Consider the following 23,494-nt stretch of genomic DNA (forward strand, 5'->3'; position numbering starts at 1 on the left):
CGTGGACGCATGCCGAACCGCCCGCTCTCGCCCAGCCTGGCCGCCCCGACCGTGCTGCTCTACGCGGCCGGGTACCCGATCGGGTCGGCCACCGTCGCGGTCATGTCGCCGTTCCTCGTCATCGCGCTCCGCTTCGCGCTGTCGGCGGCCCTGCTGTGGGTCATCGTCGCGATCCGTCGCCCGGTGCGACCGACGCGGCGACAGGTCGGACACGCCATGATCGCGGGCCTGATGACCCAGGGGATCCAGTTCCTCGGGCTCTACTGGGCACTCGATCACGGTGTGCCGTCAGGGCTCGCGGCGTTGGTGATCGCGCTGAACCCGGTGGTGACCGCAGGCTTGATGATCGTGCTCCTGGGGCACCGCGAGTCCCGGCGCGGGATGGTCGCGCTCGTGCTCGCCGCCGCCGCGGTCGTTCTGGCCTGCGCACCGAAGATCGTCGCCGACCACGGCATCGGACTCGGGATCGTCGCGGTCGTCGTGGCCATGGTCGGTCTGTCGGCCGGCGGGATCTACCAGGGACGGTTCTGTGCCGACATGGACGTGTGGCTGGTGAGCGCGCTGGGCCTCACGGCGTCGACACCCGTCGCCGCGGTGTTCGCCGCCACCTCACCCGAACACACGACCGACCTGCCGCGGGCCCTCATCTTGTTGGCGACGATGATCGTGTTCAGTTCGGTGGGTGCGACCACGCTCTACGCCGCGTGCATCAAGACCTCGGGCGCGCGGTCGGCGTCGATCGTGTTCGCGGTCATCCCCGCGGCCGCCTCGGTGATGGCGTGGATCGCGCTGGGGGAGAGCCTGTCTCCGCTCACCATCGGCGGCCTCGCGCTCGGCGCCGCGGCATGCGTGTTGCAGGCGCGCAGCACATCCGACGAAGCAACGGCGCCGGCCGAGGGTGACGGTGCCGCCGAGCACGTCGAGCCCATCGCCGACGAGCACTGCCTGCGGCGCTGACGGCACGTGACTCACCGACCCTCGAGCGGGCGAGGACGCAACGCTCAGTCACACGCCAGAGCCGGTGTCGGCAGAGCGATCCGGTGGGTTTCGAAGGCTTCGAGGACTTTCATGCGGACGAGTCGGGCCACCGCCCACTGCTCGTTCGGACGCGTCGTGATGACCATGCGCAGCGTGACCATGTAGGCCGACACGTCCTGGACTCCCAGCATCTGCGGCTCGTCGAGCACTGCGTCGAACGCCGGTGGTCCGGCGACCGCCTCTCGTGCCGCCGCCAACCCGACCCGTTGCGCCCGGTCGAGGTCGGCGGTACGCGCGACCGGGATCTCGACCCGCGCGACCGCGTAATCCTGGCTCATGTTCCCGACCCGGATGATCTCGCCGTTGCGCACGTACCAGAGGGTGCCGTCGATGTCGCGGATCGTGGTCACACGCAATCCGACGCTCTCGACGGTTCCCGACGCCTCCCCGAGATCGACGATGTCCCCGACTCCGTACTGGTCTTCGAGCAGCATGAACGCCCCGGACACGAAGTCCCTGACGAGATTCTGGGCGCCGAACCCGATCGCCAGACCGACGATCCCGGCCGATGCCAGGAACGGAGCGATGTTCACGTGCAACACGCTCAGACCGGACAACACCACCCAGAGCAGCAGCACGATCGAGGCACACGATTTGGCCACCGAGCCGATCGTCTCGGCGCGCTGCGCTCGCCGTTCGATCAGCTCTGGGTCGCGCAGTGCCTGCGGCGCCCGCTCGCGTAGGTGGCGGACGAGGGTCGGCGCCGTCGGCGCACCGTCACGGCGTAGTGGTCTCCGCGTCGCCCGGTCGATCAAGCGGTGCATCAGCCACCGGGTGACGAGACCGGCGACGATGTAAGCAGTTATCCGTATCGGGTTCTCCAACAACCACATCCGGTTCGTTTCGGTCCATTCGAAAGCAAGGGCACTCGACGTCATCGCGCCGACCATACGGCCGACGGGGCCGGGGGCGTCAAGCTGCGGCGATTAGACATCGCTCGTCGACCGACCTGAGTGGCCCCACCTCGCGAGACGTGTGGTCGTTTCGTATATGTGGCAACGGGTCTGCACGGTGCGCGGCTCCCCGATGCCTGATGGGGGCTTGACGCTGACCGAACGCGTGCGGTCACGCGTGCGAACGGAAGTGAATCGGTCCCCCGCGACCGCCTGAGCACCACTACGGTGTCGACCATGGCTGCTTCCGCGTACACCGTCACCCGGTCGATCGACATCGCCGCTCCCGCAGATGTCGTCTACGCGCTCATCGCCGATTTCCACCACTGGACCACGTGGTCGCCGTGGGAACAGACCGATCCGAACGTGGAGCGCACCTATTCGGGGCCCGATTCCGGCGTCGGGGCCAGCTACTCGTGGAAGGGCAACCGTAAGGCCGGTGCCGGCAGCATGACCATCTCCGACGTCGACCCCCGTCGCCGCGTCACCATCGGTCTGGAATTCCTCAAGCCGTTCAAGTCCACCAGTACGGTGGTGTTCACCATCGCCGAACAGATCAACGGCACCACCGGTGTCGAGTGGACGATGACGGGCGAACGCTCCGGGGTCACCAAGCTGATGACGAAGGTCGTCCCCCTCGACAAGCTCATCGGCGGCGATTTCGCCCGCGGGCTCGAACAACTCAAGGCGCGCGCCGAGTCCGCTGTGTGAGGTCAGGACTCGACGACATCAGACGCCGGGCGCGAGCCCTCGGAGGCCGTCGAGACTGTGTGCGTTCTTCTGCGACCGATAGCGAACCATTCCGTCGGGCCCCTTCTTCTCGGCGTGCTGACGGATCAGGTCACGCTCGCCGTCCATCGTCATGACCGGCACGCCCCACCCGCACGAGTCGCTGATGCGTGTGACATCGACGGTGATGACGGCTCGCGTGCTCGGGTTCTCCGGGTGTCGCGCGACCACGTCCTCGAATACGGGTTCGCCGGGGTACGACACCGAGCCGCGACCGTGGAGCCGGACGATGCGGGGGCGACCCTCGAAGGAGGTGAACATGATGCAGACGCGTTCGTTCTCCCTCAGGTGTGCGATGGTCTCGACGCCGCTGCCCGTGTAGTCGACCCACTCGACGCGATGCGGCCCGAGGACGGAGAACGAATCATGGCCGCGCGGAGACACGTTGACGTGGCCGTCGGCCGCGAGCGGGGCTGTCGCGACGAACCACATCGGTTGTCGCTCGATCCAGGCGCGCAGGGTGTCGTCGATGGAATCGAACACTTTTCCCATGCGCCGAGCGTAACCGGCGCGGGCAAGTCGGTTTCCGGGCCGCGAGTGGCGTCTCACTCCGTCGAGATGAATTCCCGGATGGCCGCCGCGAATTGCTCCGGTTGATCCTCGGGGATCAGGGTCCACGAATCATCCACGTGCACGAGGCGTGCATCGGCGAAGAGGTCCACGAGTCGCGAGGCGTGGTCGATCGGCATCATCCGGTCCTCGGTGGCCCAGACGACGAGCACCGGACGATCGAAGTCGGCGAGTCGAGACGACCACTGCAGGAGGGTCTTCCGGGACGGCGTACCGGTGGCGAACTTGGCCAGGTCGCGGCGGATGGCGGCACTGCGTGTGGCCGGCGTGAACCAGTCGTCGAGCACGTCGTCGGGGATTCCGCGCTTGCTCAGGCCGCCCCATGCGCGCTTGTCGTGGCGGACGAACGACGTGGCCAGCAGCCGCAGGAACAATGCCGCGCCGCCGGGCAGCCGACACAGGGCCACCGCCGGTCGCGCGGGTTTCGGCGGGAAGTTGTCGAAGGCCTCGCACGAGGCGAGGACGAGCCGACCGACTCGTTCGGCGCGACCGTCCGACACGATGAACTGGCCTCCACCCCAATCGTTGAGCACCAGGGTGACGTCGGTGAGATCGAGCGCGTCGAGGAAGTCGGCGAGGATGCGCGCGACACCGAGCTGGGACAGATCGGCATCCGCGTGCATCGGGCGGCGGTGACCACCGAGCGGCAGAGTCGGTGCCACGCACCGGTGATCGCCGAGGAGAGGGATGACGTGCCGCCACTGCAATTCGTTCATGAGCAGGCCGTGCGCGAACACCACCACCGGACCGGTGCCGCCGGTGTCGAGATAGTCGATGGGGCCGGCGGGTAGGTCGACGCTGCTCATCGGGAGCTCCCGTGTCGGAGGTGTGTCGGTGTGGGTGCACGCTACGCCGACACCCCGGGATCGGCGACGACTCCCGCCCCGTCGAGGATGCCGCCGCGGTGTGACCGGTGAAGGCCGGGCGGGACATGTCCTAACCTCGATGACGACAGGTCGGCGATGAACACGATGGCGAGAGGCGGTGGCTGTGGTGCCGCCTCCGCATCCCCCGGGGCCCGGTGCGGCGCGCATCCGCGACAAGTCGACGGGTGAGCTGCTCCGCTGGTGGTGGGAGCAGCCGTTCGAATACGAGTGGGTCCACGCGTTCGCGGAGTCGCGTGCGTGGTTGCGGGTGGACCGACTGCTGGTGGCCGTGGGCTTCGCGTTGTTCGCCGTCGTGGGGATCGTCCTGATCGCGACCGGCCGACCGGGAACAGTCGTGAACGTCAGTACCGCGATCGCGGTGGTGGTGTTCGCATCCAGCGCCTGGTGGTGGAGGTCGCACAGACCGTGGCCCGGCGAGCGCGTGTCACTGGGATTCGTGGTCGTCGGCGAGTTGGCGGGCGTCGCCCTCGCCGCGGCCGCTCCGTCGCCGACCGCTGCCCTCGCGTTGATGTCGCTCTACGTGCTGCCGGGCATCTATCTGATGTTCATCCACAGTCCCGTCATCCTGATCGGGCACTGTGTCTGGGTGACGGCGGTGATAGCCGGAACCGGCACATATGCGCTCGTGGCCACCGACATCGACACCGTGACCGCGATCGTCGTCATGGTCACGCAGTTCGCGGCGTGCAACGGTGGGTTGATCGCCGGTCAGATCGCGCTGACCTTCCTGCGCAACGACGCCCGCAATTCGTTCACCGACCCGTTGACGGGGCTGCTGAATCGGCGTGGATTCGAGGAGGCGGTGTCCCACTCGACCACACGGGTCCGGACGGGCGAGCCCGTCAGCGTCCTCATGGCCGACATCGACAAGTTCAAGTCGATCAACGACACGAACGGTCACAGCCACGGAGACGCGCTCCTCGTCGCTGTGGCGCAGGCGCTCTCGGCGGTCTGCGACGGCCACGCCGATGCCATCGCACGTATCGGCGGTGACGAGTTCGTCGCGATCCTGCACGTCGGTGCCGAGCCGGCGAGTGCGTTGGCGCACCGTGTCCGCGCGATGATGGCCGACTCGTCGCGGTCGGAGCCGGTCACGATGAGCATCGGCGTCCACACGACGTTGCCGTCGACCTGGCCACCCCCCGAGCACGAGATCGGAGAGATGATGGCCCGCGCCGACGCCGTTCTCTACTCGACGAAGCGCGGCGGTGGTGACGCTGTGACCGCTGCCCACGATCCCGCGCCCTGACGGGCGCAGGGTCAGCTGTCGTAGGAGATGGCCACGGTGTCGGTCACCGGAACCGACTGGCAGGCGAGACGGGCGCCTCGCCGCAGATCGAAGTCGTCGAGGGTGTCGTTGACCCGCATCTCCACCTCACCCTCGGTGAGGATGAACTCGCATCCACCGCAGTTGCCCTCGCGGCACACGTACGGCGCCTCGATCCCGTTGTCCAGCAGCACGTCGAGCAGGATCGCGTCGCGCGGCCACTCCACCTCGTGGGTCTCGCCCTCGATCTCGACGGTGACACGGGCGCCCGATTCCGCGGGTCTCCCCGGCGACACCGGCGCCGCGGGCGTGGTCGCCGCTGCGGCCGCGAACGGGTTCGTGGTCAGCGAGTAGAACAGCTCGCGATGGATCCGTCCCGTGGGTAGTCCGGCGGCCTCGAGTGCCTCGTGCGCGACGTCCATGAAGGGCGTCGGCCCGCAGAGGTACGCGGCGGCGTCGTCGATTGCGGCGATCAGCGACCCGATCCCGGCTGCGGTCGGCAACCCACGCTCTGACTCCAGCCAGTGCTGCACGACGAACCTGGAGGGATAGGTCTCCTGCAGGGTCGCGAGGGTGTCGGAGAAGATCACCGACTGTTCGTCGCGATTGGCGTAGATCAACGTGACGGCGTTGTCGTGGGTCATCAACGCCGTCTTGATGATCGACATCGCCGGGGTGATGCCACTGCCCGCGGCGACCACCACGAAATCGTGCGTCCAGTCGCGCGGGGTGAACGCACCTGTCGGCGCGATGACGTCGACACTCATCCCCGGCGCCGCGTTGTCCACCAGCCAGTTCGACACCCGCCCACCGTCCACCCGTTTCACGGTGATGGCCGGGTGGGGATCATGGCCGGGCGCACTCGACAGGGAGTAGCACCGCGGGGCCAATCCGTCCGCGAGGTGCGCACCGACGGTGATGAACTGTCCTGGGCGGTAATTGAATCCACCGTCGGGGGCCTCGAACACCACCGATGCGGCGTCGGCGGTCTCGCGGATGACCTCGCGCACCCGGAGCTGCAGGCGCCCCGAGGTGGGCGGTGTCGCCCCTGTGGCGGCGTCGTCGGTGGACCCCACGATCAGGCGATGGGCTCGTAGGTGAGTTCCTTCGACCAGGTGGGGCTCGAGTTGAGCGTGCGGGTCGGGTAGTGCTGGCTGATCTTGACCAGACGGTCGGCCAGGAGGTGGTACGGGTGGCTGCGGTCGATCACCATGTCGCCGTGCCACTGGATGAAGCGGTACATGGGAACCCGCAGTGCGGCGGGATTGCGCTGCCCGACCTTCTTGAAACGCTTCATGGCGCTGTACAGCCGCTCCTCGTCGACACCCATCGTGACGATGTTGTCGCGCATCTTGTTCAGCAGCGGGATGTAGCGGAGGGTGCCGATGATCAACGACGGGTTCATCCACGCGCCGACGGTGTCGACGAGCAGCTTGCGCATCGTGGCGCCACCGAGCAGCTCGATCACGGCGAAATCGACGGCCAGGTGCCGTGATTCGTCGGCGTTGATGTGCTTGAAGGCGTCCTGACAGATCGGGTCGTGGATCTCGTCCATGATGAACTTGACCAGGGCGCCGTCGAGAGCGACCTCCAGCATCGGGATGACCGTGCCCAGCACGCTGAGGCTGAGCCCGTCGGCGTGCTTGTCGAGCCAGTCGATGACCAGCTTGACGTTGACATTGGGCTCGGGCATCTCGTCGCCGTCGAGCATGCCCCACCGACGCATCAGTGCCAGTTCGGCATTGGCGTGCTTCTGCTCCTCGGCGTGGAAGTAGGTGTAGATCTCGCGGAGGGTGTCGGTCGGAGCCTTCTTGGCCATCGCCGCGAAGCCACGCGCGCCGACGTTCTCGATCCACATGAGGTCGGACATGAACGGCTTGAGCCGCGCGTGCAGCTCGGGCTCGATCAGTTCGGCGCCGGGGGCGTCCCAGTCGATGTCGGCCAGCGACCACTGCTTGTCCTTGATCTTGGCGAGCATCGCGTCGAAGTCGAAAGCGGCTGGTGCAGTCATCTGGAGGTCTCCTGTTCGAAGCGCGCTGGGCGCGATGCAACGGGGCCCGCGAGAGGGGGTCGCCGCTGAGCGGGTGTCCTCAACAGTGTCACCAGAGATTGTCACAGTTGTCAATGGCGCAGGTGAGCGGTGAGGAGACCGTCCCTCCCACCAGCGCCGCAGCCGGCGGTGAGGCTCAGGTGCCGCGTGTTCGCCACACGGTGGCGGACTGATCGGACACATCCGGGTCGTGCGTCTGTTGAAAGTTGCGGCCGCCCCGGGCGAACGTCCGCAGGGTCGCGGCGGGCACCTCGTGCTCGGGGACGGGTGTCGGCGTCCACCGGCAGGGTCGGCAATACATCAGTCCGGTGGCCGTGGCGTCGTCGGTGTGATCCTCGCGTAGCGGTCCGTCGATGCGCCCGAGGAAGAACTCCCCGTCGTCGGTTCTCGTCCACACGAACGCGCCGTCGGCCACCCGCTCGAACCGTTCGACGCGTCGCATCCCGCGCTCGTCCGACGCCGACATGCCGCACACCCCCAGGCGCAGAGCCCTGTTTGCGCCGCCGATCATCGGTGCGCGGTAGACCGCTGGTGGTCCGTGATCGCCGTCAGGTCGGGTCATCGTCGGACTCCTTGATCGGCCGCGGCCTGTGGTGGAGATGTCGTGCGGGATCGAGGCGCCCGCGCCAGGTGTCGCACGTGCATCACCACACACGCGGCACACGTCGTCAGCGTGAGCATGCCACCGGCGGCTCCGGCGGCCAGCAGGTACAGCGCGACCACCGACGTGGTGAGCATGCACGCCACCACGACACAGTCCCCCCAGCGCCCATCGCGGAGTGTGGCGACCGCGGCCTGGAGCTGGAGTCCCAGATGCGCTGTGATCAGCACGGCTGCCGAGGTGAGGAGGGCGATCAGTGCGCCGAAGCCGTGCACAGCGACACATGCCGCCGTCGTGAGGGTCGCGGCAACCGTCGTAGCGCCCAGTGTCGCGCCGACGAGCGGGGACATGAGGCGGTCGACGGCGTCGGCATCGTCGTGGTCGTCCCCTCGTCGATGGTCGACGAGGCTGAGCTGGTCGATCGAGGTCATGGTCTCTGTGTAGTGCGCTACGGTCCGTCGCGGTAGTACGCACAATTGTGTCCATGGGGACGAGATCGTCCCCGTGGCCATTGCCGAGGAGGCACGCGTCGTGAGCAGCCACAGCGAATCCACCCTGCGCGAACCGGTGCGACGCGCCTTCGAGGTGTGTCCGGTCGAGGTCAGCGTCGCGGTGCTCGGTGGTTCCTGGAAGATGACCATCGTCAAGAACCTGCTCGACGCCCCGATGAGGTACGGCGCGCTCGGGCGTGCGGTGGGTCCGGTGGCGCCCAGGGTGCTCACGCGACAACTCCGCGAGCTCGAAGCGGACGGGATCGTGGAACGTGCGGTGTTCCCCGAGGTACCGCCGAAGGTGGTCTATTCGCTGACCGAGCAGGGGAAGGCGTTGGCGCCGTTCGTCGCAGCGCTCAATGCGTGGGGTGCGCGGTACGCCGAGAAGGTGATCGTCCCGAGGATCGAAGCGGCCGCAGCCGGTCGCGAGCCCGAGGTCGCCGATGGCGGAGCGCTCCGATGACGACCGTGCTGTGCTGACGACGCGAACGACGTCGGCGACGGTGATGGTCACCGCGATGGTGGCGTTGTCGGCCGGGTGTGGATGGTTCTCGGACGGGACGGAGTCGTATCGGCCGCCGGACGCGCCGATCTCGTCGCGCGCCTCGTGCACCGAGCCCGACATCCTCGCCGGCTTCGGCGTCACCGCCTCCGACGATCTCCGACCCGGTGAGGGTTCGGTGCCCGACGGTTTCCGGGCGACGACGGTGGTGAGCTGCCAGACCGCGGACGGTCCCGGCGGCACCACGACGGTCGACGAGGTGGAGCTCGCCGGCGACGTCGACGCGTTCGTGCGCGCTGTCGACCGCCCGTCGGTGCGTACCGACAAGAACACCTCGGTCAGCTGTGCGTTCGGTGTCGATGCGCCCGTTGCCATCTGGTTGGTGTCGGACGCAGGTGCCATCCGAGTGGCGTGGCCTCGCGTCGTGTGTGGCTTTCGTGACGAACCGCTCGCGGCACTCGAAGCGCTCACCGAGATCCGGCGGACCCAGGTCGGTGATCTCGGAGTGATCGCGGCGGGAATCTGCCGGGGGAGCTCAGTGGGTTTCGCCCGGACCGACGGTGGCGGGTCCCGCCCGGTACGCGAACGCCTGCTGCGATTCCCGACTCGCACTGTGGCGGGAGCGACGGTCTGTACGTATCGGACGTCGCGATCGTCGACCGGCGACCTCCGGTTGTCCGGAGCCGAGGCGCGACGGGTGACGGGCGCCATCGCGAGTCGGCTTCTGGCCGCGTCCATCTCGGCGCCGGGCGCATCGGACTGCGACACCGACGCCACCGAGGTCGCGGTGATGCCTCTTCGTCGGCCGGACGGATCCGGCGGCGCGACACTCACGGTGGAGACCGACGGCTGCCGTCGCATCTCGCTCGACGGCGGTGCCGGCTACCGCGCGGCGTCGGGGGAGGTGACCGCGCTGCTGCGCGGGGAGAGCTGAGGTGTCCCCGCCCGCGCGGTGAGGAACGGTCGTGAGATCCACAGCGCCACAGCCACCACGACGACGAGAACGTAGAGCGGCAGCAGGTGACTCAGCGTGGTGTAGCCGATGTCGAGGTGGACGGCCAGCGCCGGCGCGGTGCCGAACAGACATCCGAGGAGCAGTGACCACCACACCCATCGTTCGCCGCGTCGCCATCCCCACAACGAGATCAGGAGCACGGCGAGACCGGATCCGACGAGCGCTCCACCGAATCCCGCGCGGTCGTGGGCGATGAAGGGCAGCAGGTTCTGGTTCGCATCGCGGAGTGCGTCCGCGCTCGTCTCGAGGTAGCCGAGATCGGTGGGGACGAACACCGCGGTGAGGCCGACGGTCGAGATGACCGTGCCGGCGACCGCCAGTCCGCCGCCGACGCCGATCATCATCAGCTGACCCCACAGCGCGGCAGCGCGTTCGCGCGCGGGCCCATCGGACACGCGCGGAGACACGGGCACCACCGGTGCCCGCCACACCGCGACGATGAGCGGTGGTGTGAGCACGGCGACCACGAGCGTGTGCAGGGGCTCGACGAACCCGGTCGCGAGAAAGTAGAACCAGGTGCCGAACGCGACCACCGCCGACACCGCCAGTGCGGTGCGGGCCCAGCGGCGACCGCGTCGAAGCCCACCCAGTGCCAGCCCGCAGTACAACGTGCCGAGTCCGACCATGTTGCCGGCCATGGTGATCCGGTCGTGCTGGAGAAATCCGACGAGATGGGTGTCGACCCCGTTGAGTCCCGACACCGACAGGCCGAGGTAGTCGCGGTCGTATCCCAGGAGGACCGGCCCGATGGTGATGATCGCGGCCCCGACCCCGCCGACGATGAGACCCACGCCGACGAGCACCGCCCAGATCCAGGCCGGCCACCCGCGCACATTCGTGATCTCGCGACGCGTGGGCCGTCGCAGGGGTACGGCGTCGTCCCCGTGAGCGATGCCGGCGTGCGCCTCGATGACGCGATGGAACCATCCCGGTCCCGCTGCGATCAGGAGTTGCGGATGGGCCAGTACGACCGAGTTCGGCTGCGCCAGTGCTGTTGTCGCCTCGTCGATGTCCGGGTCACGCAGGACGGTGACGTCGGGATCGGTGCCGACACGTGTGTCGTCGACGTGGGGTGCGACGGCGGCCGCGGTCGCCGCCGAATCGCAGAGGGCGACCACTCGGCAGTGTCGACCCGCGGCCGCGGAACGCACGACCTCGACGTCGCGCGAGGTCACCGGGCCGACGTGGATCACCGTGGCTCCCTGGACCGGGAGGCAGGTGATCGCGTCACGCGCGACCGAGACCGGGACCGTGGCGCCGAACCGGCCATGCCACTGCGCCGGGACCTCGGGATGGGCGAAAACGATCGGGATCCACCGCCGTCCGCCCAGACGGACGAATGCGGCCAGGAACGCGAGGGCGTATCGCCGGGTCCGGCGCTCGCCGATCATCCTCGACGCGATGGGTTCCAGCGGTACGTATGTCCAGTCGGGCATGGGCTCATCATCTCCCCCGGCCCGTGTGCAGGCGGAACCGCCCGAGATTCTCAGGTTCTGAACAGGTAGTTCAGCTGCGGGCGGCGGTACTCTGAGCTGACGATGTGGCCCAGATCACACCGTAGGAGGATCGCGACATGGCCGTCACCATGAGTTTCTCATCGCCCCATCTGCGTCACGCGCCACCGATGAGTGCGGCCCGGCAACGCCGGGCACGCCTTCGGCGTGCAGCCATCTGGGGTCAGGTCGGGTGGGCGGCGTTCATGTTCGGGTCCGCCGCGTTCGCACTCGGTCTGGCCGGCATCGCCACCGGCCTCACCATCCCCGGCGTCATCGCTCTCGTCGTCTGGGTTGTCGCGTACGGACTGGCCATCTACTCGGTCCGCTCACGCGCCATGGCCCGCGGTGACCGCACCCTGCAGGAGCACATCGCACGCGTGAAGCGCTCGCGCTACCGCCGCGCGTACCCCGGCACAGCTGCGGCGACGGGCACCAACTACGTGGAGCCGTACCGCCCGCCGGTGTCGCTGCTCGCCCCCGGCGCCGACTGACACCGACCGGCGCGCGGAACTCGACGCCCGTCAGTCGGCGGGGTCGAGCGCAGGGATGCGGCGGGTCAACAGCGTCGCCGCTCCCAGCGCCGCCTCACGGTCCTCGGTCAACACGGACTCGTAGATCGCGAAACCGTCATCCGACAGCCCGATCTCAAGAGCGATCGACGCCGCGGCATAGGTCGGCGACACCACGATGACCGACCGTTCCCGCGCCAACGGCTCGTACGGATCGACCGTCACGTGGCGGTAGGCGTCGCCCTCGACCACGGGAGAGGCGTGGAAAACCGCGGTCAACGCCGTGTGTGCCGCCGCGTCTCGAAGGCGGGTCCGGTGTTCGGCCGAGATGGTCGTCGATGCGGGAACCGTGACGAAGACCATCGCGGTCGCCCCGAGTTGTGTCGCACGGTTGACGAGGCGGCGTTCGGCCTCGAGCAACCCGGCCTCGTCGATGCGTCGACGCCCGTCGACGTGACGACTCAGTCCCCAGGGCGTGACCGCGGCCGGGTCCCGGACGGTCACCGCCGGCGGTGTCGCCGTCGCGGTCGTCCCGGCGGCCTCGTCCGTCGGCCCGAAGGTCGGGAGTCGAGTCGGGTGGCCGTAGAGGTACCCCTGGCCGTGGTGCGCGCCCAACTCGATCGCGTGGCGCTCGTGTCGCTCGTTCTCGATGCCCTCGGCGACGATCACGGCCCCGGTCCGATCGGCCTCGGTCGTGACCGCGGACCGGATCGCTGCCGCGGCGGCGGCCGGCATCCGATCCTGGACCAAGCTCATGTCCAGCTTGATCACGTCGGGCCGCAGCAACTCGAGCAGGGCAAGACTCGAGGAATCGGCCCCGACGTCGTCGAGAGCGATGCGCCATCCCAGTCGTCGCGCGTGCTCCACAGCCCGCAGCAGGCCGGCCGGATCGCGCATCAGGTGTCGTTCGGTGATCTCGACGGTGATCGACAACCCTCTCGCGGCCCCGAGCAGGGGGAGGGCGTCGGCCGGGGGCGCCGCGTCGAGCCCCGTCGGCTCGGCGTTGAGGAACAGCATCATGTCGGTCGGGAACGCCGCGGCCAGGGCCGCGCGCAGCGATGTGACCCGGCAGCGCCAGTCGAACTCGACGACCAGGTTCTGCCTCTCCGCGGCGTGGAACAGTCCCGCCGCCGAGGTCCAGATGCCCGACGGCGCCCGCGTGAGTGCCTCGAAACCGACCACCGTGCGCGTGCCGACCTCGACGACGGGCTGGAAGACCGTGTCGAGGTCGACCGCCATCGGCGATGGCTCCGACGCGTCTGTCGATGGACGCACGCACAGATCCTTCCTCGGTCCCCGCCGACCCCTACCCACCGCGCATTGTGCCAACACGCGCCCCCGGCCACGCGAATCGGCGGCGATAGGCTCAGCACGACCTCGGGGCGGTGGCAGGAGTGCATCGATGACGACAGGTGCGGGCGGTGCCGCGACCGGACCGCGGATGATCGCCGAACGCTATCGGCTGGGCCGCGCGCTCGGACGGGGAGCGATGGCGAACGTGTACGCCGCCGTCGACGAGACCCTCGGCAGGTCGGTCGCGGTGAAACTGTTCCGCGTCCACCCTCGATCGGTGGACGATCTCCGGCGCGTCGAGGCCGAGATGCGCACCCTGGCGTCGTTGTCGCATCCGGGTCTGATCAGTCTGTACGACGCGGGTACCACTCGGGATGTCGACGGGTTCGATGTCCCCTACCTGGTCATGGAACTGGTCGACGGACCCACTCTCGGTACCTTCCGCGGCGAGCACGCGCTCGAGCCGTTCGCCGTGGCGCGGATCGGTCGGGAACTGGCTGATGCGTTGGGGTACATCCACGCCGAGGGTGTCGTGCACCGAGACATCAAGCCTGCCAACATCTTGATACCCACCGGTTCGTTCGACGGCCGCGGGCAGTGCTCGAAGCTCGCCGATTTCGGCATCGCCCGCGTGATCGACGCCGACCACCTGACCGAGCACGGGACCACGGTGGGGACCGTGCACTACATGAGTCCCGAACAGGCCACCGGGAGCAGCGCGACGGGCCCGCCGGGGGACATCTACGCGCTCGGGCTCGTTCTCCTCGAATGCCTCACCGGCCGAATGGTCTTCGAGGGCACCGCTGTGGTGTCCGCGATGGCGCGGTTGCATCGAGACCCAGAGGTGCCGCGTGAACTCGGCCCGGCGTGGGTGTCGCTGTTGTCGGACATGACATCTCGCGCACCCGCAGACCGTCCGACCGCCACTTCGGTCGCCGACCGCCTGCGCGCCATCGAGAACGGGGCGGTGCCCACCCCGACGGCGATCCTGATGACGCAGGAGCCCGAACCGCCGCTCGTCGAGCCGGAGGTGTTCTCGTCTCCGTCTGCCCGCACGGGGTGGTGGATGGGGGCAGCCGGTCTCGCGCTGGTCGCCGCGGTGGTCGGTCTGATGCTCTGGGGCACGTCGCGTCCGGACACCACTCCGGGCGAACCCGATCGATCACCGGCGATCACGTCCGTGGTGACGGCGTCATCCGGTACCGCATCTGCTTCTGCGCCGGCCACCTCGGTCCCGACGACGACCTCCACGGCGCCGCCCGCCGCGGTCGTCCCCGCTCCGCCTCCCGCGGGCAACCGCAACGGCAACGGCAACGGGGACGGGAACGCGGGCAGGGGGAACGGGAACAGCGGCGGGGGGAGCGGGAACGGCAACGGCAACAACAACGGCAACGGTGGGAACGGGAACGGGAAGGGCAACGGGAGGTAGCAGGTGACAGCGGCTACAGCCGTGACGATCTCTCGGCCACGTCGCGGTGCGACCGATCGGTGCCCGGCGTGGATCGACCGCCATCGACGTCGTTGCGCGGCGGGAAGTACGCGCGCCATGAGCGGCTGAGGGTCTTCGCGAGGAGCGTGCCGCCGGTCTCGGCGCACTCGGCGGTGCGCCAGACGACGTGACCATCGGCCCGGACAGCCACCGCGCCATGGCGACCCACCTCGAACAGATCGACCGCCGACGCCGGCGTGGTCACCGCGCCGAGATCGATCACCCGGGTGGTCAACGGCGCCAGGGCATCGGTCTGCGCGTCGAGGACCTCGGTCCATGCCCCGGGCGCGAACGTGAACACGGTGAGACAGGTCGGTGTCGTGTCGACCAGTTGCAGTGTCGACCGCGGCCCGTCGGGGCCGGCGACCACCGCGTGGGGCAGCCGGCCGCCGGGCGAGGTCGTGGGAACGTACTCGATGACGTCCTGTGGCGACGGGTCGCGCACCTCGCCGGAGAGCTCGGGTGCGATGAGCGGACCGTCGTATCGGTAGCCGAACTCCAGCCCCGTCGACACGAAATGTGGCAACTGGCCGAAGATCTCGCCCGCTGCGAGATCGCGGGCGCGTCGAGCCCGCCACCCGGTGCCGTCGAGGATCGCCGTGCGCGCCAGCCCCGCGCGGGTGATCCCGTCGGCCAACGGTGCGGCGATCCGGCCGGGCAGCAGGCTCAGCGGTCCACGGGACATGGCGGTCGTCGCGCGCTGCAGCGCACGGTTGGTCACGCCGAAGTGCCGCGTGGCGGTGTCGAGGTGGAAATGGTTCGCCACGCTGTGGCGCGCGAACAGGTCGATGACCGGACGGCGCTCCGCCTCGTAGGTGTCCAGAAGGCCCTCTGCGGCCTGCCCGTCGAGAACGGCGCTGATCTTCCAGGCGATGTTGTGGGCGTCCTGGACGCCGCTGTTGAGTCCGTATCCGCCGGTGTGGGGGAACCGATGCGCGGCATCGCCGGCGAGGACGAGGCGCCCACTCCGGAACACCCTCGCGGTCTGCGAGGTCATCGTCCATGTTCCGGTGGAGACGATGTCGACGTCGACATCGTCTCCGAGAACCTGGGGGAGCGTTGTCGCCCAATACCTCTGTCGGTCCGACGACACATCCTGGTCGGCGTGGAGATAGGTGTTCATCAGGACGTAGTGATCGTCGGCGTGGGCGATCAGGACACCGGCGAAACGTGGTTGATAGATCCAGCTCAGCAGCGGGCGGGAATCGGCGGGGTAGAGGTTCGGCGCGTGGAAGAACGCGCTGCCCATCTCGGCCAGTACCGGGCCGTCCATCTCGATGCCCGCGGACTCCCTCACCCTGCTGTTCGCCCCGTCGGCGCCGATCACGTAATCCGTCGTGATGGTCGTGCCGTCGTTGGTGACGACGGTGGCCGAACTGCCCTGTGAACGGACGGATCGCACGCTCGTGTCCCGGCGGAAGTCGATCAACGGCTCCCTGTCGAGTGCGGACCACAGGATCGGCATCAACTGGTGTTGGCCGATGTGGGAGATGAGGAAGTCGCTGTGCGATCGGACGCGTTCCAGCTGCTCGGGGCGGGACGCCAGATCGATCTCGCCGAGGGGCGTCGTGTCGAGCCGTGAGCACCAGCGGATCAGGTTCACCGACTCGATGGGCGGAGCGATGGCCGCGATCTGTTCGGCGAGAGCGGGATCCGCCTCGCGCCAGATCTCCGACGATCGCCCGTGGATCACATGTGCGGCGGGGTGGGTGAGTGCGGCGCTGCGGCGGTCGAGCACCACCGACCGGATACCGCGACGCGCCAGGAGCAATGCGGCTGTCGCACCGGTGGACCCGGCGCCGACGATCACGACAGGCGCGGTGTCGCCGGTGCTCACAGCGTCCGGAGGGTGATGGCGCGTCGGTTCACCCGTGGTGTGGTGCCGGGGCGTACCCCGGCGTCACGGCGCAGCAGCGAGGCGATCGGTGCACCGGCGCGAAGGCGTTCGAGCAGATACGACGGGTCGATGGTGACGCCGATCGGGTTGGCCTCGAAGTCCGAGCTCGAGAAGAACGCCGCTGTCTCCTCGGGCGTCGCGAAGTTCTCGGTCTGGAACTCCAGCCGGATGCCGTCGGGGTCCTCGTAGTACAGAGACGTGGTGGGCCCGTGGTTGATCGACCACACCGGGACGATGCCCTTCGCCGCGAGCCGCTCGTGGTTGAGAAGCAGCGGCTCGAGCGAGTGGTAGGTGAAGGCGAGGTGGTCGACGCCGTAGACCTTGCGCTTGAGCTTGGCCAGCGGGAACAGATACCGCACGAGCGGAGGGACCTTGACCAGCGCGAGCCGGTGACTCTCGTCGTCCCATGTGAGGAACGCGATCTGACTGTCCTCGTGGACGACGTGCGCGCCGAGCACCGTCGAATACCACTCGATCATCTCTTTCGGACGCGCGGTCTTCACCACGAAGTGCGCCAACAGGTTCGGGGCCAGGGGTGTGTCCACCGGTGCGGGTGATGGGCTCGAGGTCGTCATGGTCGTGTCCCTTCTCTCATCGTGCGGCGACGATGGGCGTGCGCTGCTCGCCGAGATCGAGCACACCGTCGGAGGATCGGATGGTCGCGGTGATGGTGTCGCCCGGTCGCAGGAACGGCCCGTCGAGGTTGCGGCGGACGAACAGCTTCCACATCACGTGCTCGGGCAGCAACGCGGTGGCCAGCCGCCGCACGATCGCCGGTGGGGACGTGGCCGCGGTGCCGTGCGGGGTGCCGGTCAACACCACGTCGCCGACCGAGAGGTTCGCGAATTCGCTGAGCTCGGTGAGGGTCTCGGCAGGTCGGTAGACGAAGTTGGCGGTGGTGTCGATCTGACGGAGGTCGCCGTTGACGTGGAGTTGCAGCTCGAGGTCGTCGAGGCGGGCGTAGTCCGCGTCGTCCAGGACGGCCAGCACCGGGCCGAGCGGGCAGAAACCGCGATAGCTCTTGCCTTTCAGGTACTGGCCCTGGGGAAGCTGCACGTCGCGAGCGGAGAGATCGTCGGCGATGGTCACCGCCACGACGTACTCGCGCAGCGTCTCGTCGGTGACGGTGACCGGCCCGTCGATCCGCTTGCCGATCACCAGTGCCAGCTCGATCTCGTGGTCGAGCAACTGCACGTGGGGCGGACGCACCACAGGCGAGTGCGGCCCGGTGACGGAGGCATCGGTCTTGTCGAAGAAGAGGTTGAAGGAGCGGTTGTCGGGATCCATACCCGAATCGATGGCGTGCTGTCGGAAGTTCGCGCCCTGACACAGCACTCGACACGGTGTCGTGATCGGCGACACCACGTCGACTGCGTCGATCTGATGGGTCGCCGGCCTTCCGCTCGCCGCGATCCAGTCGTCACGACCGGATTCGAGCAGTTCGGCGGTGGTCTCGTACTCGCCGCCGAGCGCGACGACGCCGTGGGACGTCACCACACCCCACCGCGCGACGTCCCCGGTGGTGAAGCGGATGAGATGAGTCGCCATCAGGTGGAGCTCCGTTCCGTCGAGGTCGCGGAACCGAGCGTAGCGCGTTCGTTGAACAGCAGTCAACGAACGTCGTTCAGTGGATCAGGCGCTGGGTGTCGAGCCGTGCGCGGCGGCCCGCAACGTGTCGATGGCGTCGTCGACGTCGGGGCAGCCCTCGAGGGAGCGGGCACCCTGCAACGCGCCGATCGCGAGTTCGATCAGTGACGTGACGACCACGTCGACCGGGAACGGGTCGGGGTGGTGCAGCCACCAGTGGGTGGCCTCGTCGAACGCGGCCACCAGCGTCGCGCCGACGAACTGCATGACCGGGTCGGCCGTGTCGAGATCGAGGAGTTCGGCGAGCGCGTACAGCGCTCGCGCTCGACTGCGATCGGACACCTCCGCCGCGATGGGATCGGCGTGGCGTCGGCCGACGATGAGTTTGAGGGCGACGCCGCGGTGGGTGGCCAGATAGTCCAGATGGGTCGCCAGCGCGGCTCGGATGATGGTGGATGCATCGCCGCCGATCGGAGTGGTGAACGCCGAATCCATCTCGGCGACAACCGCATCGAGTACGGCTCGGTAGAGGCCCTCCTTGTTGGAGAAGTGGTGGAACAGCAGCCCGTGGGCCACTCCGGCGTGCGCGGCGAGATCGGCGATGGTGACGTCGCCGTAGTCGCGTTCGGCGAAGAGTTCTCCGGCCGCGGCGACCAGTCGGGCGCGGGTGGCCGCCTTCTGTTCGGCGCGCGACATCCCCGGACGCCGTGTCACGTCATCGGGCACGGCGCGCGCCTTCACCAGTCACCCGGGGATCGTATGTCGAGCGCCGGTGTAGAACGGCTTCATGGCAACCGACTACGGGATCGTGGCACTCGAGGAGCACCTCCTGACGAGGGAGATCGCCGAGGCCTGGGCTGCCGATGCGGCGTCGGACGCGGCGCCGAGGATGACGATTCCCGGCGCGGAACCGGACAAGTTGTTCGAGCTCGGACGTGTGCGCATCGCCGACATGGACGATCAGGGCGTCGACGTCCAGGTCCTCTCGGTGACGACACCGGGTGTGCAGAGCCTGGACGCGGCCAGGGCTGTACCGCTCGCCGCGGCGGCCAACGACGCCATCGCCGACGTCGTCGCCGAACACCCGGACCGATTCGACGGGCTGGCCACGCTGCCCACCACAGATCCGCACGCAGCCGCCGACGAGCTACGCCGCGCGGTGTCGGAGAAGGGTCACCTGGGGGCCATGGTCTACGGCCGAACCGGGTCGATGCACCTGGGAGATGCGGCGATGGAACCCATCTGGGCCGCCGCCGCCGGGCTCCGCGCGCCGGTGGTGCTGCATCCGCAGACACCCACCGCCGCGGTGCGCGACGCCTATTACACCGGAATCGGGGCAGAGGTCGATGCCCTGTTCTCCGGCCCGATGATCGGGTGGCACTACGAGACCGGTGTCGAACTGCTGCACATGATCTTCGGTGGCGTCTTCGACAGGCATCCGGATCTGCAGGTCGTCGTGGGGCACTGGGGTGAGGCGGTCCTGTTCTACGCCGATCGGATCGGCAACGTGGGGGCGTTGACCGGCGCGACGGCGCACCCGTTCGAGCACTACCTCACCCACAACGTCCTCGTCATGGGGTCGGGTGTGTTCTCCCAGCGCGCTTTTCGGTGGACGCGCGAGGTCGTGGGGATCGATCGCATCGTCTACGCGACGGACTACCCGTACATCGATGCGTCCGCGGGCAAGGCTCGCCGCTTCCTCGACGAGGCCGATCTGACGGCCGACGAACGGGTGCAGGTCGCCTCCGGGAACTGGGACCGCGTCACGCGCCACCTACGGTGATCTTTGCGTCACCACCGGTCGGCCGACGAGCCCACCGACCCGGCGTGCAGAGGCGCCCGGTGAGTCGATTCGTCGCAGGTCGAGCTCGTGTGTCCATCTGCACGTAAACTCTCCCGTCGGGGAGAGGGACGACCATGACCGACGCGACAGGAATGCACGCACAGCTCGATCCGGCGACGGCACCTGCTGTCCCGGGGGGCCGCCCGGTTCCGAGAACCGTCGCCGCGATGCTGACCGCGTCCGCGACCGACGTGCCCCACGCCGTCGCGATCGTCGGCCGTGACGGGCAGATCACGTATGCGGATCTGCTCGAACGGGCGTCGCAGGCGGCGTCGGTCCTGGCGGGTGCGGGCCGCGGGGCCGTGGCGATCGGTCTCGATGACCGCATCGAACCCCTGGTGACGGCATTCGGGGCCCTGATCGCGGGACGCGCGCTGGTGCCGCTCGATCCGCAGCTGACGGCGGAGCGCGTGACCCGGATCCTCGCGTTGGCCGACGCCGAGCTCGCCGATGCCGAGCGCATCGGGGACGCACTCGAGGGGGCGTCGATCTCGCCGCCGAGTGCACAGCCGACCGATGTCGCGACGATCGTGTTCACCTCGGGATCGACGGGTGAGCCCAAGGGTGTCGTCTTCGATCACGAGAACGCCGTCGGCAAGGCGTACGAGGCGGTCGTGGGCCAGCGTCTGACTCACGGTGACCGGATCGCCGACGTGCTGCCGCTCGGTTTCAGTGCCGGACTGACGACTCTGTTCTCCGGCCTCCTCGCCGGTGCCACCGTGCTGCTGGCCGATGCGCGTCGGATGGGTGTCGAGACCCTGATGGACTGGTTGCACGACCAGCGTCCGACGGCGATCAACTCCTCGGTCAGTCTCGTACGACGTCTCGCGGCGGGTGTCCGCGACGGGGCCCACGCGCCGTTGCCGTCCGTCCGCCAGATCACGTTCTACGGTGAACCGTCCACCCGCGAGGATGTTCTTCTGGCCAGGCATCTCGCCGAACCCGCACCGCGGGTGGTCAATTGGTACGGGGCGACCGAGGTCGGGCTCGTCGGGCACACCGTCATCGATCCGGACGACGAGGTACCCCCGGGTCGGGTGGCCGCGGGAAGGGGCCTGCCCGGCCTCCGACAGGTGACGATCGTCGACGACGGGGGACACGCCCTGCCCGCCGGTGGGGTCGGCGAGGTGATCGTGGTCGGCGGGACCATCGCGGTGGGGTATGCGAACCGTTCGTCAGACCGCTTCCTCCCCGATGCGGGATCAGGTCGCGGATATCGAACGGGCGACCGGGGTTTCCTCGACCCCGATGGGACACTGCACATCCTGGGTCGCGCGGACGACGCGGTGAAGATCCGCGGTTACCTGGTGGAGCCGGCCGAGATCGAGGTCGCCATCACGGCGATGTCGAATGTCGACGAGGCGTTCGTGCGGGGTGTCGAGACGGACGGTGGCACCGAACTGGTCGCCTACGTGGGGAGCACGACGGTGACGAGCGGGGAACTGGAGCAGCAGGTGCGCACTCGGGTGGCGGGCACCCTCGCGCCGTGGATGGTCCCGAGGTTCGTGGTCGGTATGGCCGCCCTGCCGCGTACCGATCGCGGCAAGGTCGACCGCGCGGCACTGCCACCGCCGACGGCGTTGCCGCCGCTGTCGGCGCCACCCGGACGGCGTCGCCGTCGCCGCGCACCTGACGTCGTCGAATCCGCCGTACGCCTCGCGCTCACGCGGGCATCGGTACCCGGCGATCTCGACGCCGATCAGGACCTCGTGGCGGCAGGGGTGGACTCACTCATGTTGGCGCGGATCACCTCGACCCTCCGTCAGATGCTCCATGTCGAGGTGGATCTGGCGGTGTTCATCGCATCGCCCACCATCGCCACACTCACTCGCGTTGTGCGGGAGGCGAACAGCGACGCCACACGCCGTGCCGGAGGTGGCGGGGGCGTTCTGGTGCCCCTGCGTACCGAGGGCGTCGACACCCCGCTGGCGCTCGTCGCCGGTGCCGGCGCCCCGGCCTCCGCGTTCATCCCGCTGGTGCGGGCGTTGGCGCCCGGGCGTCGGATCGTCGGGCTGCAGGCACGAGGCCTCGAACAACCAGGTCGCCCCGACCGCACTGTCGTCGCCATGGCGTCCAGGAACATCGAGCATCTCCGCACCGTGCAACCCCGTGGTCCCTACCATCTGGCCGGTCATTCGATGGGCGGGCTGGTCGCGCTCGAGATGGCGGCGCAACTCGCCGCTGACGGTGAGTCCGTGGAGCACGTCGTTCTCATCGATTCCGCACTCACGTTCGCGTCGATCGCCGAACTCGACGTCGCATCACCGCCCGCCGACGACGTCATCCACTTCGACGCCGAGGGCCCGGAGCAGGTCGAGATGACGATGACCCATCGGCAACTCGTGGGTCTCTTCCTGCGATTGCCGGTGGCCGGGCGCAAGGTCTTCGACCCCGTGACGCAGTGGATCGTGTTCTACCACCGCGGTGTTCGGATGCTCCGTCGCCACCGTGTTCGGCGTATCGATGCCCCGGTCACCGTGTTGTGCGCGCAGGGCAGTACCCATCAGCGGTCCTGGTGGGAATCGGTGACTTCGGGTCAGGTCCACCTGGTTGCCGTCCCGGGAGGTCATGTCGACGTCCTCCACGCACCGCATGTCGCCGCAGTGGCCCGCGTCATCGACGCTGCGCTCCGCGACTGACCTGCCGGAACGCGCGAATACCGCTTGTGCCGAACAGATTTGAGAAAGCAAAGCACGATTTAGCGACTACCGAGAACCTCCGGGTGCCGCGAAAGCGCGGGCGGAACCGACGTCAAATAGTTACCATCGCGATGTCCGAATGCAGTATCTGATATCTGCTGCGTGACCGGAGTGGCCACGCGGTGACCACATCGAAGGAGAAACGCATGTTGCTCGGAGGACTCGGATTGCTCGTCGGAAGTCTGCTCGGCGGTCTCGGTGTCGGCAACCTGTTGCTGGGACTCGGTGCAGGACTGTTCGGTTCGAGCTAGGCCCGATGCCGATCCGACCGGTCTCGGCTGACGTCGAGACCGGTCGGATCGGTGCCGCGTTCCCCCAAGTCTCCTGCGTTCAACCGACCCCCATGGGAGCAATTCCGATCAGACAGGGGACGTTGCGCCGGTGGGGAAGTGGCGAGATAATGGGCCGCGGGAATGTGATGTCGTCGATTGGGGTGACCATGTCGGTCTTGGATTCGTTGTCGCGCAGCAAGAGCGTGCAGTTCTCTGTGGTGTTCGTAGCGACCTACATCGTCTTCGCTGTCTTCGGGTACACGCGCGCGATCGCGGAGGAACGGTCGTACTCCTAGCCCGCAGCGC

The 23,494-nt window shown here is 68.5% G+C and carries 23 protein-coding genes; 10 read left to right on the forward strand and 13 right to left on the reverse strand.

From position 1 onward, the window contains the following. The first annotated feature begins 9 nt into the window (after positions 1–9). Positions 10–957: a DMT family transporter gene (locus tag ACQ7HM_RS11660; protein ID WP_434216448.1), complete on the forward strand. Its 948-nt coding sequence runs from the start codon at positions 10–12 to the stop codon at positions 955–957. A gap of 44 nt (positions 958–1,001) precedes the next feature. On the opposite strand, the gene ACQ7HM_RS11665 is transcribed toward ACQ7HM_RS11660, so the two are convergent. Beyond that, positions 1,002–1,916 (reverse strand): mechanosensitive ion channel family protein, encoded by a 915-nt coding sequence (locus ACQ7HM_RS11665; protein ID WP_434216449.1) that lies wholly within the window; start codon positions 1,914–1,916, stop codon positions 1,002–1,004. A gap of 252 nt (positions 1,917–2,168) precedes the next feature. Here ACQ7HM_RS11665 and ACQ7HM_RS11670 point away from each other — a divergent pair, with 252 nt between their 5' ends. Beyond that, positions 2,169–2,642 (forward strand): SRPBCC family protein, encoded by a 474-nt coding sequence (locus ACQ7HM_RS11670; RefSeq protein WP_434216450.1) that lies wholly within the window; start codon positions 2,169–2,171, stop codon positions 2,640–2,642. 18 nt (positions 2,643–2,660) lie between these two features. Here ACQ7HM_RS11670 and ACQ7HM_RS11675 read toward each other — a convergent pair whose 3' ends face one another. Together ACQ7HM_RS11675 and ACQ7HM_RS11680 are read right to left on the reverse strand one after the other, a co-directional pair. Beyond that, entirely contained in the window at positions 2,661–3,212 is a 552-nt protein-coding gene (locus tag ACQ7HM_RS11675) for a pyridoxamine 5'-phosphate oxidase family protein (protein ID WP_434216451.1), read from the reverse strand. 53 nt (positions 3,213–3,265) lie between these two features. Next, positions 3,266–4,096 carry an alpha/beta fold hydrolase gene (locus tag ACQ7HM_RS11680; RefSeq protein WP_434216452.1) on the reverse strand — a complete coding sequence of 277 codons (831 nt, stop codon included), beginning with the start codon at positions 4,094–4,096 and terminating at the stop codon, positions 3,266–3,268. Positions 4,097–4,274: 178 nt separating this feature from the next. Between ACQ7HM_RS11680 and ACQ7HM_RS11685 the strand changes: the two genes are divergently transcribed. Further along, on the forward strand, positions 4,275–5,426 hold the full coding sequence (locus tag ACQ7HM_RS11685; protein ID WP_434216453.1) for a diguanylate cyclase domain-containing protein: 1,152 nt from the start codon (positions 4,275–4,277) through the stop codon (positions 5,424–5,426). Positions 5,427–5,437: 11 nt separating this feature from the next. Here the strand turns inward: ACQ7HM_RS11685 and ACQ7HM_RS11690 are convergent, their stop codons facing one another. The 4 genes from ACQ7HM_RS11690 to ACQ7HM_RS11705 form a co-directional block, all read right to left on the reverse strand. Then, positions 5,438–6,520: a 2Fe-2S iron-sulfur cluster-binding protein gene (locus ACQ7HM_RS11690; RefSeq protein ID WP_434216454.1), complete on the reverse strand. Its 1,083-nt coding sequence runs from the start codon at positions 6,518–6,520 to the stop codon at positions 5,438–5,440. Between the two features lie 2 nt (positions 6,521–6,522). Beyond that, on the reverse strand, positions 6,523–7,455 hold the full coding sequence (locus ACQ7HM_RS11695) for a ferritin-like domain-containing protein (protein WP_434216455.1): 933 nt from the start codon (positions 7,453–7,455) through the stop codon (positions 6,523–6,525). A 175-nt stretch (positions 7,456–7,630) separates the two neighbouring features. After that, positions 7,631–8,056, reverse strand: coding sequence for a GAF domain-containing protein (locus ACQ7HM_RS11700; RefSeq protein WP_434216456.1), 426 nt, complete (start codon positions 8,054–8,056; stop codon positions 7,631–7,633). Continuing rightward, positions 8,053–8,526 carry a hypothetical protein gene (locus ACQ7HM_RS11705; protein WP_434216457.1) on the reverse strand — a complete coding sequence of 158 codons (474 nt, stop codon included), beginning with the start codon at positions 8,524–8,526 and terminating at the stop codon, positions 8,053–8,055. Before ACQ7HM_RS11705 ends, ACQ7HM_RS11700 begins: the two co-directional genes overlap by 4 nt. A 100-nt stretch (positions 8,527–8,626) precedes the next feature. Here ACQ7HM_RS11705 and ACQ7HM_RS11710 point away from each other — a divergent pair, with 100 nt between their 5' ends. After that, positions 8,627–9,049 carry a winged helix-turn-helix transcriptional regulator gene (locus ACQ7HM_RS11710; protein WP_434216458.1) on the forward strand — a complete coding sequence of 141 codons (423 nt, stop codon included), beginning with the start codon at positions 8,627–8,629 and terminating at the stop codon, positions 9,047–9,049. Continuing rightward, positions 9,030–10,022: a hypothetical protein gene (locus ACQ7HM_RS11715; RefSeq protein ID WP_434216459.1), complete on the forward strand. Its 993-nt coding sequence runs from the start codon at positions 9,030–9,032 to the stop codon at positions 10,020–10,022. Before ACQ7HM_RS11710 ends, ACQ7HM_RS11715 begins: the two co-directional genes overlap by 20 nt. Here the strand turns inward: ACQ7HM_RS11715 and ACQ7HM_RS11720 are convergent. Continuing rightward, on the reverse strand, positions 9,971–11,539 hold the full coding sequence (locus ACQ7HM_RS11720) for a hypothetical protein (RefSeq protein WP_434216460.1): 1,569 nt from the start codon (positions 11,537–11,539) through the stop codon (positions 9,971–9,973). The genes ACQ7HM_RS11715 and ACQ7HM_RS11720 overlap by 52 nt on opposite strands. Before the next feature lie 137 nt (positions 11,540–11,676). On the opposite strand from ACQ7HM_RS11720, the gene ACQ7HM_RS11725 reads away from it, so the two are divergent. Next, positions 11,677–12,090, forward strand: coding sequence for a hypothetical protein (locus ACQ7HM_RS11725; RefSeq protein ID WP_434216461.1), 414 nt, complete (start codon positions 11,677–11,679; stop codon positions 12,088–12,090). Between the two features lie 30 nt (positions 12,091–12,120). On the opposite strand, the gene ACQ7HM_RS11730 is transcribed toward ACQ7HM_RS11725, so the two are convergent. Beyond that, the gene (locus ACQ7HM_RS11730; RefSeq protein WP_434216462.1) at positions 12,121–13,383 is read right to left on the reverse strand and encodes an EAL domain-containing protein; all 1,263 of its coding nucleotides are present in this window, start codon (positions 13,381–13,383) and stop codon (positions 12,121–12,123) included. 127 nt (positions 13,384–13,510) lie between these two features. Between ACQ7HM_RS11730 and ACQ7HM_RS11735 the strand changes: the two genes are divergently transcribed. Next, complete coding sequence (locus ACQ7HM_RS11735) at positions 13,511–14,830, forward strand: serine/threonine-protein kinase (protein WP_434216463.1); 1,320 nt, start codon at positions 13,511–13,513, stop codon at positions 14,828–14,830. 13 nt (positions 14,831–14,843) lie between these two features. On the opposite strand, the gene ACQ7HM_RS11740 is transcribed toward ACQ7HM_RS11735, so the two are convergent. From ACQ7HM_RS11740 to ACQ7HM_RS11755, 4 genes are all read right to left on the reverse strand, one after another. Then, positions 14,844–16,727, reverse strand: coding sequence for an FAD-dependent oxidoreductase (locus ACQ7HM_RS11740; RefSeq protein WP_434216464.1), 1,884 nt, complete (start codon positions 16,725–16,727; stop codon positions 14,844–14,846). After that, positions 16,724–17,362, reverse strand: coding sequence for a VOC family protein (locus ACQ7HM_RS11745; protein ID WP_434216465.1), 639 nt, complete (start codon positions 17,360–17,362; stop codon positions 16,724–16,726). Before ACQ7HM_RS11745 ends, ACQ7HM_RS11740 begins: the two co-directional genes overlap by 4 nt. A 16-nt stretch (positions 17,363–17,378) precedes the next feature. Continuing rightward, positions 17,379–18,335 carry a fumarylacetoacetate hydrolase family protein gene (locus ACQ7HM_RS11750; protein ID WP_434216466.1) on the reverse strand — a complete coding sequence of 319 codons (957 nt, stop codon included), beginning with the start codon at positions 18,333–18,335 and terminating at the stop codon, positions 17,379–17,381. Between the two features lie 84 nt (positions 18,336–18,419). Continuing rightward, positions 18,420–19,100, reverse strand: a complete 681-nt coding sequence (locus ACQ7HM_RS11755) for a TetR/AcrR family transcriptional regulator (RefSeq protein ID WP_434216467.1) — start codon at positions 19,098–19,100, stop codon at positions 18,420–18,422. Between the two features lie 61 nt (positions 19,101–19,161). Between ACQ7HM_RS11755 and ACQ7HM_RS11760 the strand changes: the two genes are divergently transcribed. The 3 genes from ACQ7HM_RS11760 (at position 19,162) to ACQ7HM_RS11770 (ending at position 23,484) form a co-directional block, all read left to right on the forward strand. Then, positions 19,162–20,157 (forward strand): amidohydrolase family protein, encoded by a 996-nt coding sequence (locus tag ACQ7HM_RS11760; RefSeq protein WP_434216468.1) that lies wholly within the window; start codon positions 19,162–19,164, stop codon positions 20,155–20,157. A 227-nt stretch (positions 20,158–20,384) separates the two neighbouring features. Then, on the forward strand, positions 20,385–22,856 hold the full coding sequence (locus ACQ7HM_RS11765) for an alpha/beta fold hydrolase (RefSeq protein ID WP_434216469.1): 2,472 nt from the start codon (positions 20,385–20,387) through the stop codon (positions 22,854–22,856). A 499-nt stretch (positions 22,857–23,355) separates the two neighbouring features. After that, positions 23,356–23,484 carry a hypothetical protein gene (locus ACQ7HM_RS11770; protein ID WP_434216470.1) on the forward strand — a complete coding sequence of 43 codons (129 nt, stop codon included), beginning with the start codon at positions 23,356–23,358 and terminating at the stop codon, positions 23,482–23,484. Positions 23,485–23,494 lie beyond the last annotated feature (10 nt).

The sequence above is a fragment of the Williamsia sp. MIQD14 genome (genome assembly GCF_051025635.1).
Lineage (GTDB): Bacteria > Actinomycetota > Actinomycetes > Mycobacteriales > Mycobacteriaceae > Williamsia_A.

Bases quoted from the DNA above. Each gene is read 5' to 3' on its own strand.
- ACQ7HM_RS11660 (WP_434216448.1), top strand. From the start codon at position 10: ATGCCGAACCGCCCGCTCTCGCCCAGCCTGGCCGCCCCGACCGTGCTG.
- ACQ7HM_RS11665 (WP_434216449.1), bottom strand. From the start codon at position 1,916: ATGACGTCGAGTGCCCTTGCTTTCGAATGGACCGAAACGAACCGGATG.
- ACQ7HM_RS11670 (WP_434216450.1), top strand. From the start codon at position 2,169: ATGGCTGCTTCCGCGTACACCGTCACCCGGTCGATCGACATCGCCGCT.
- ACQ7HM_RS11675 (WP_434216451.1), bottom strand. From the start codon at position 3,212: ATGGGAAAAGTGTTCGATTCCATCGACGACACCCTGCGCGCCTGGATC.
- ACQ7HM_RS11680 (WP_434216452.1), bottom strand. From the start codon at position 4,096: ATGAGCAGCGTCGACCTACCCGCCGGCCCCATCGACTATCTCGACACC.
- ACQ7HM_RS11695 (WP_434216455.1), bottom strand. From the start codon at position 7,455: ATGACTGCACCAGCCGCTTTCGACTTCGACGCGATGCTCGCCAAGATC.
- ACQ7HM_RS11700 (WP_434216456.1), bottom strand. From the start codon at position 8,056: ATGACCCGACCTGACGGCGATCACGGACCACCAGCGGTCTACCGCGCA.
- ACQ7HM_RS11705 (WP_434216457.1), bottom strand. From the start codon at position 8,526: ATGACCTCGATCGACCAGCTCAGCCTCGTCGACCATCGACGAGGGGAC.
- ACQ7HM_RS11715 (WP_434216459.1), top strand. From the start codon at position 9,030: ATGGCGGAGCGCTCCGATGACGACCGTGCTGTGCTGACGACGCGAACG.
- ACQ7HM_RS11720 (WP_434216460.1), bottom strand. From the start codon at position 11,539: ATGCCCGACTGGACATACGTACCGCTGGAACCCATCGCGTCGAGGATG.
- ACQ7HM_RS11725 (WP_434216461.1), top strand. From the start codon at position 11,677: ATGGCCGTCACCATGAGTTTCTCATCGCCCCATCTGCGTCACGCGCCA.
- ACQ7HM_RS11735 (WP_434216463.1), top strand. From the start codon at position 13,511: ATGACGACAGGTGCGGGCGGTGCCGCGACCGGACCGCGGATGATCGCC.
- ACQ7HM_RS11745 (WP_434216465.1), bottom strand. From the start codon at position 17,362: ATGACGACCTCGAGCCCATCACCCGCACCGGTGGACACACCCCTGGCC.
- ACQ7HM_RS11750 (WP_434216466.1), bottom strand. From the start codon at position 18,335: ATGGCGACTCATCTCATCCGCTTCACCACCGGGGACGTCGCGCGGTGG.
- ACQ7HM_RS11760 (WP_434216468.1), top strand. From the start codon at position 19,162: ATGGCAACCGACTACGGGATCGTGGCACTCGAGGAGCACCTCCTGACG.
- ACQ7HM_RS11765 (WP_434216469.1), top strand. From the start codon at position 20,385: ATGCTGACCGCGTCCGCGACCGACGTGCCCCACGCCGTCGCGATCGTC.
- ACQ7HM_RS11770 (WP_434216470.1), top strand. From the start codon at position 23,356: ATGTCGGTCTTGGATTCGTTGTCGCGCAGCAAGAGCGTGCAGTTCTCT.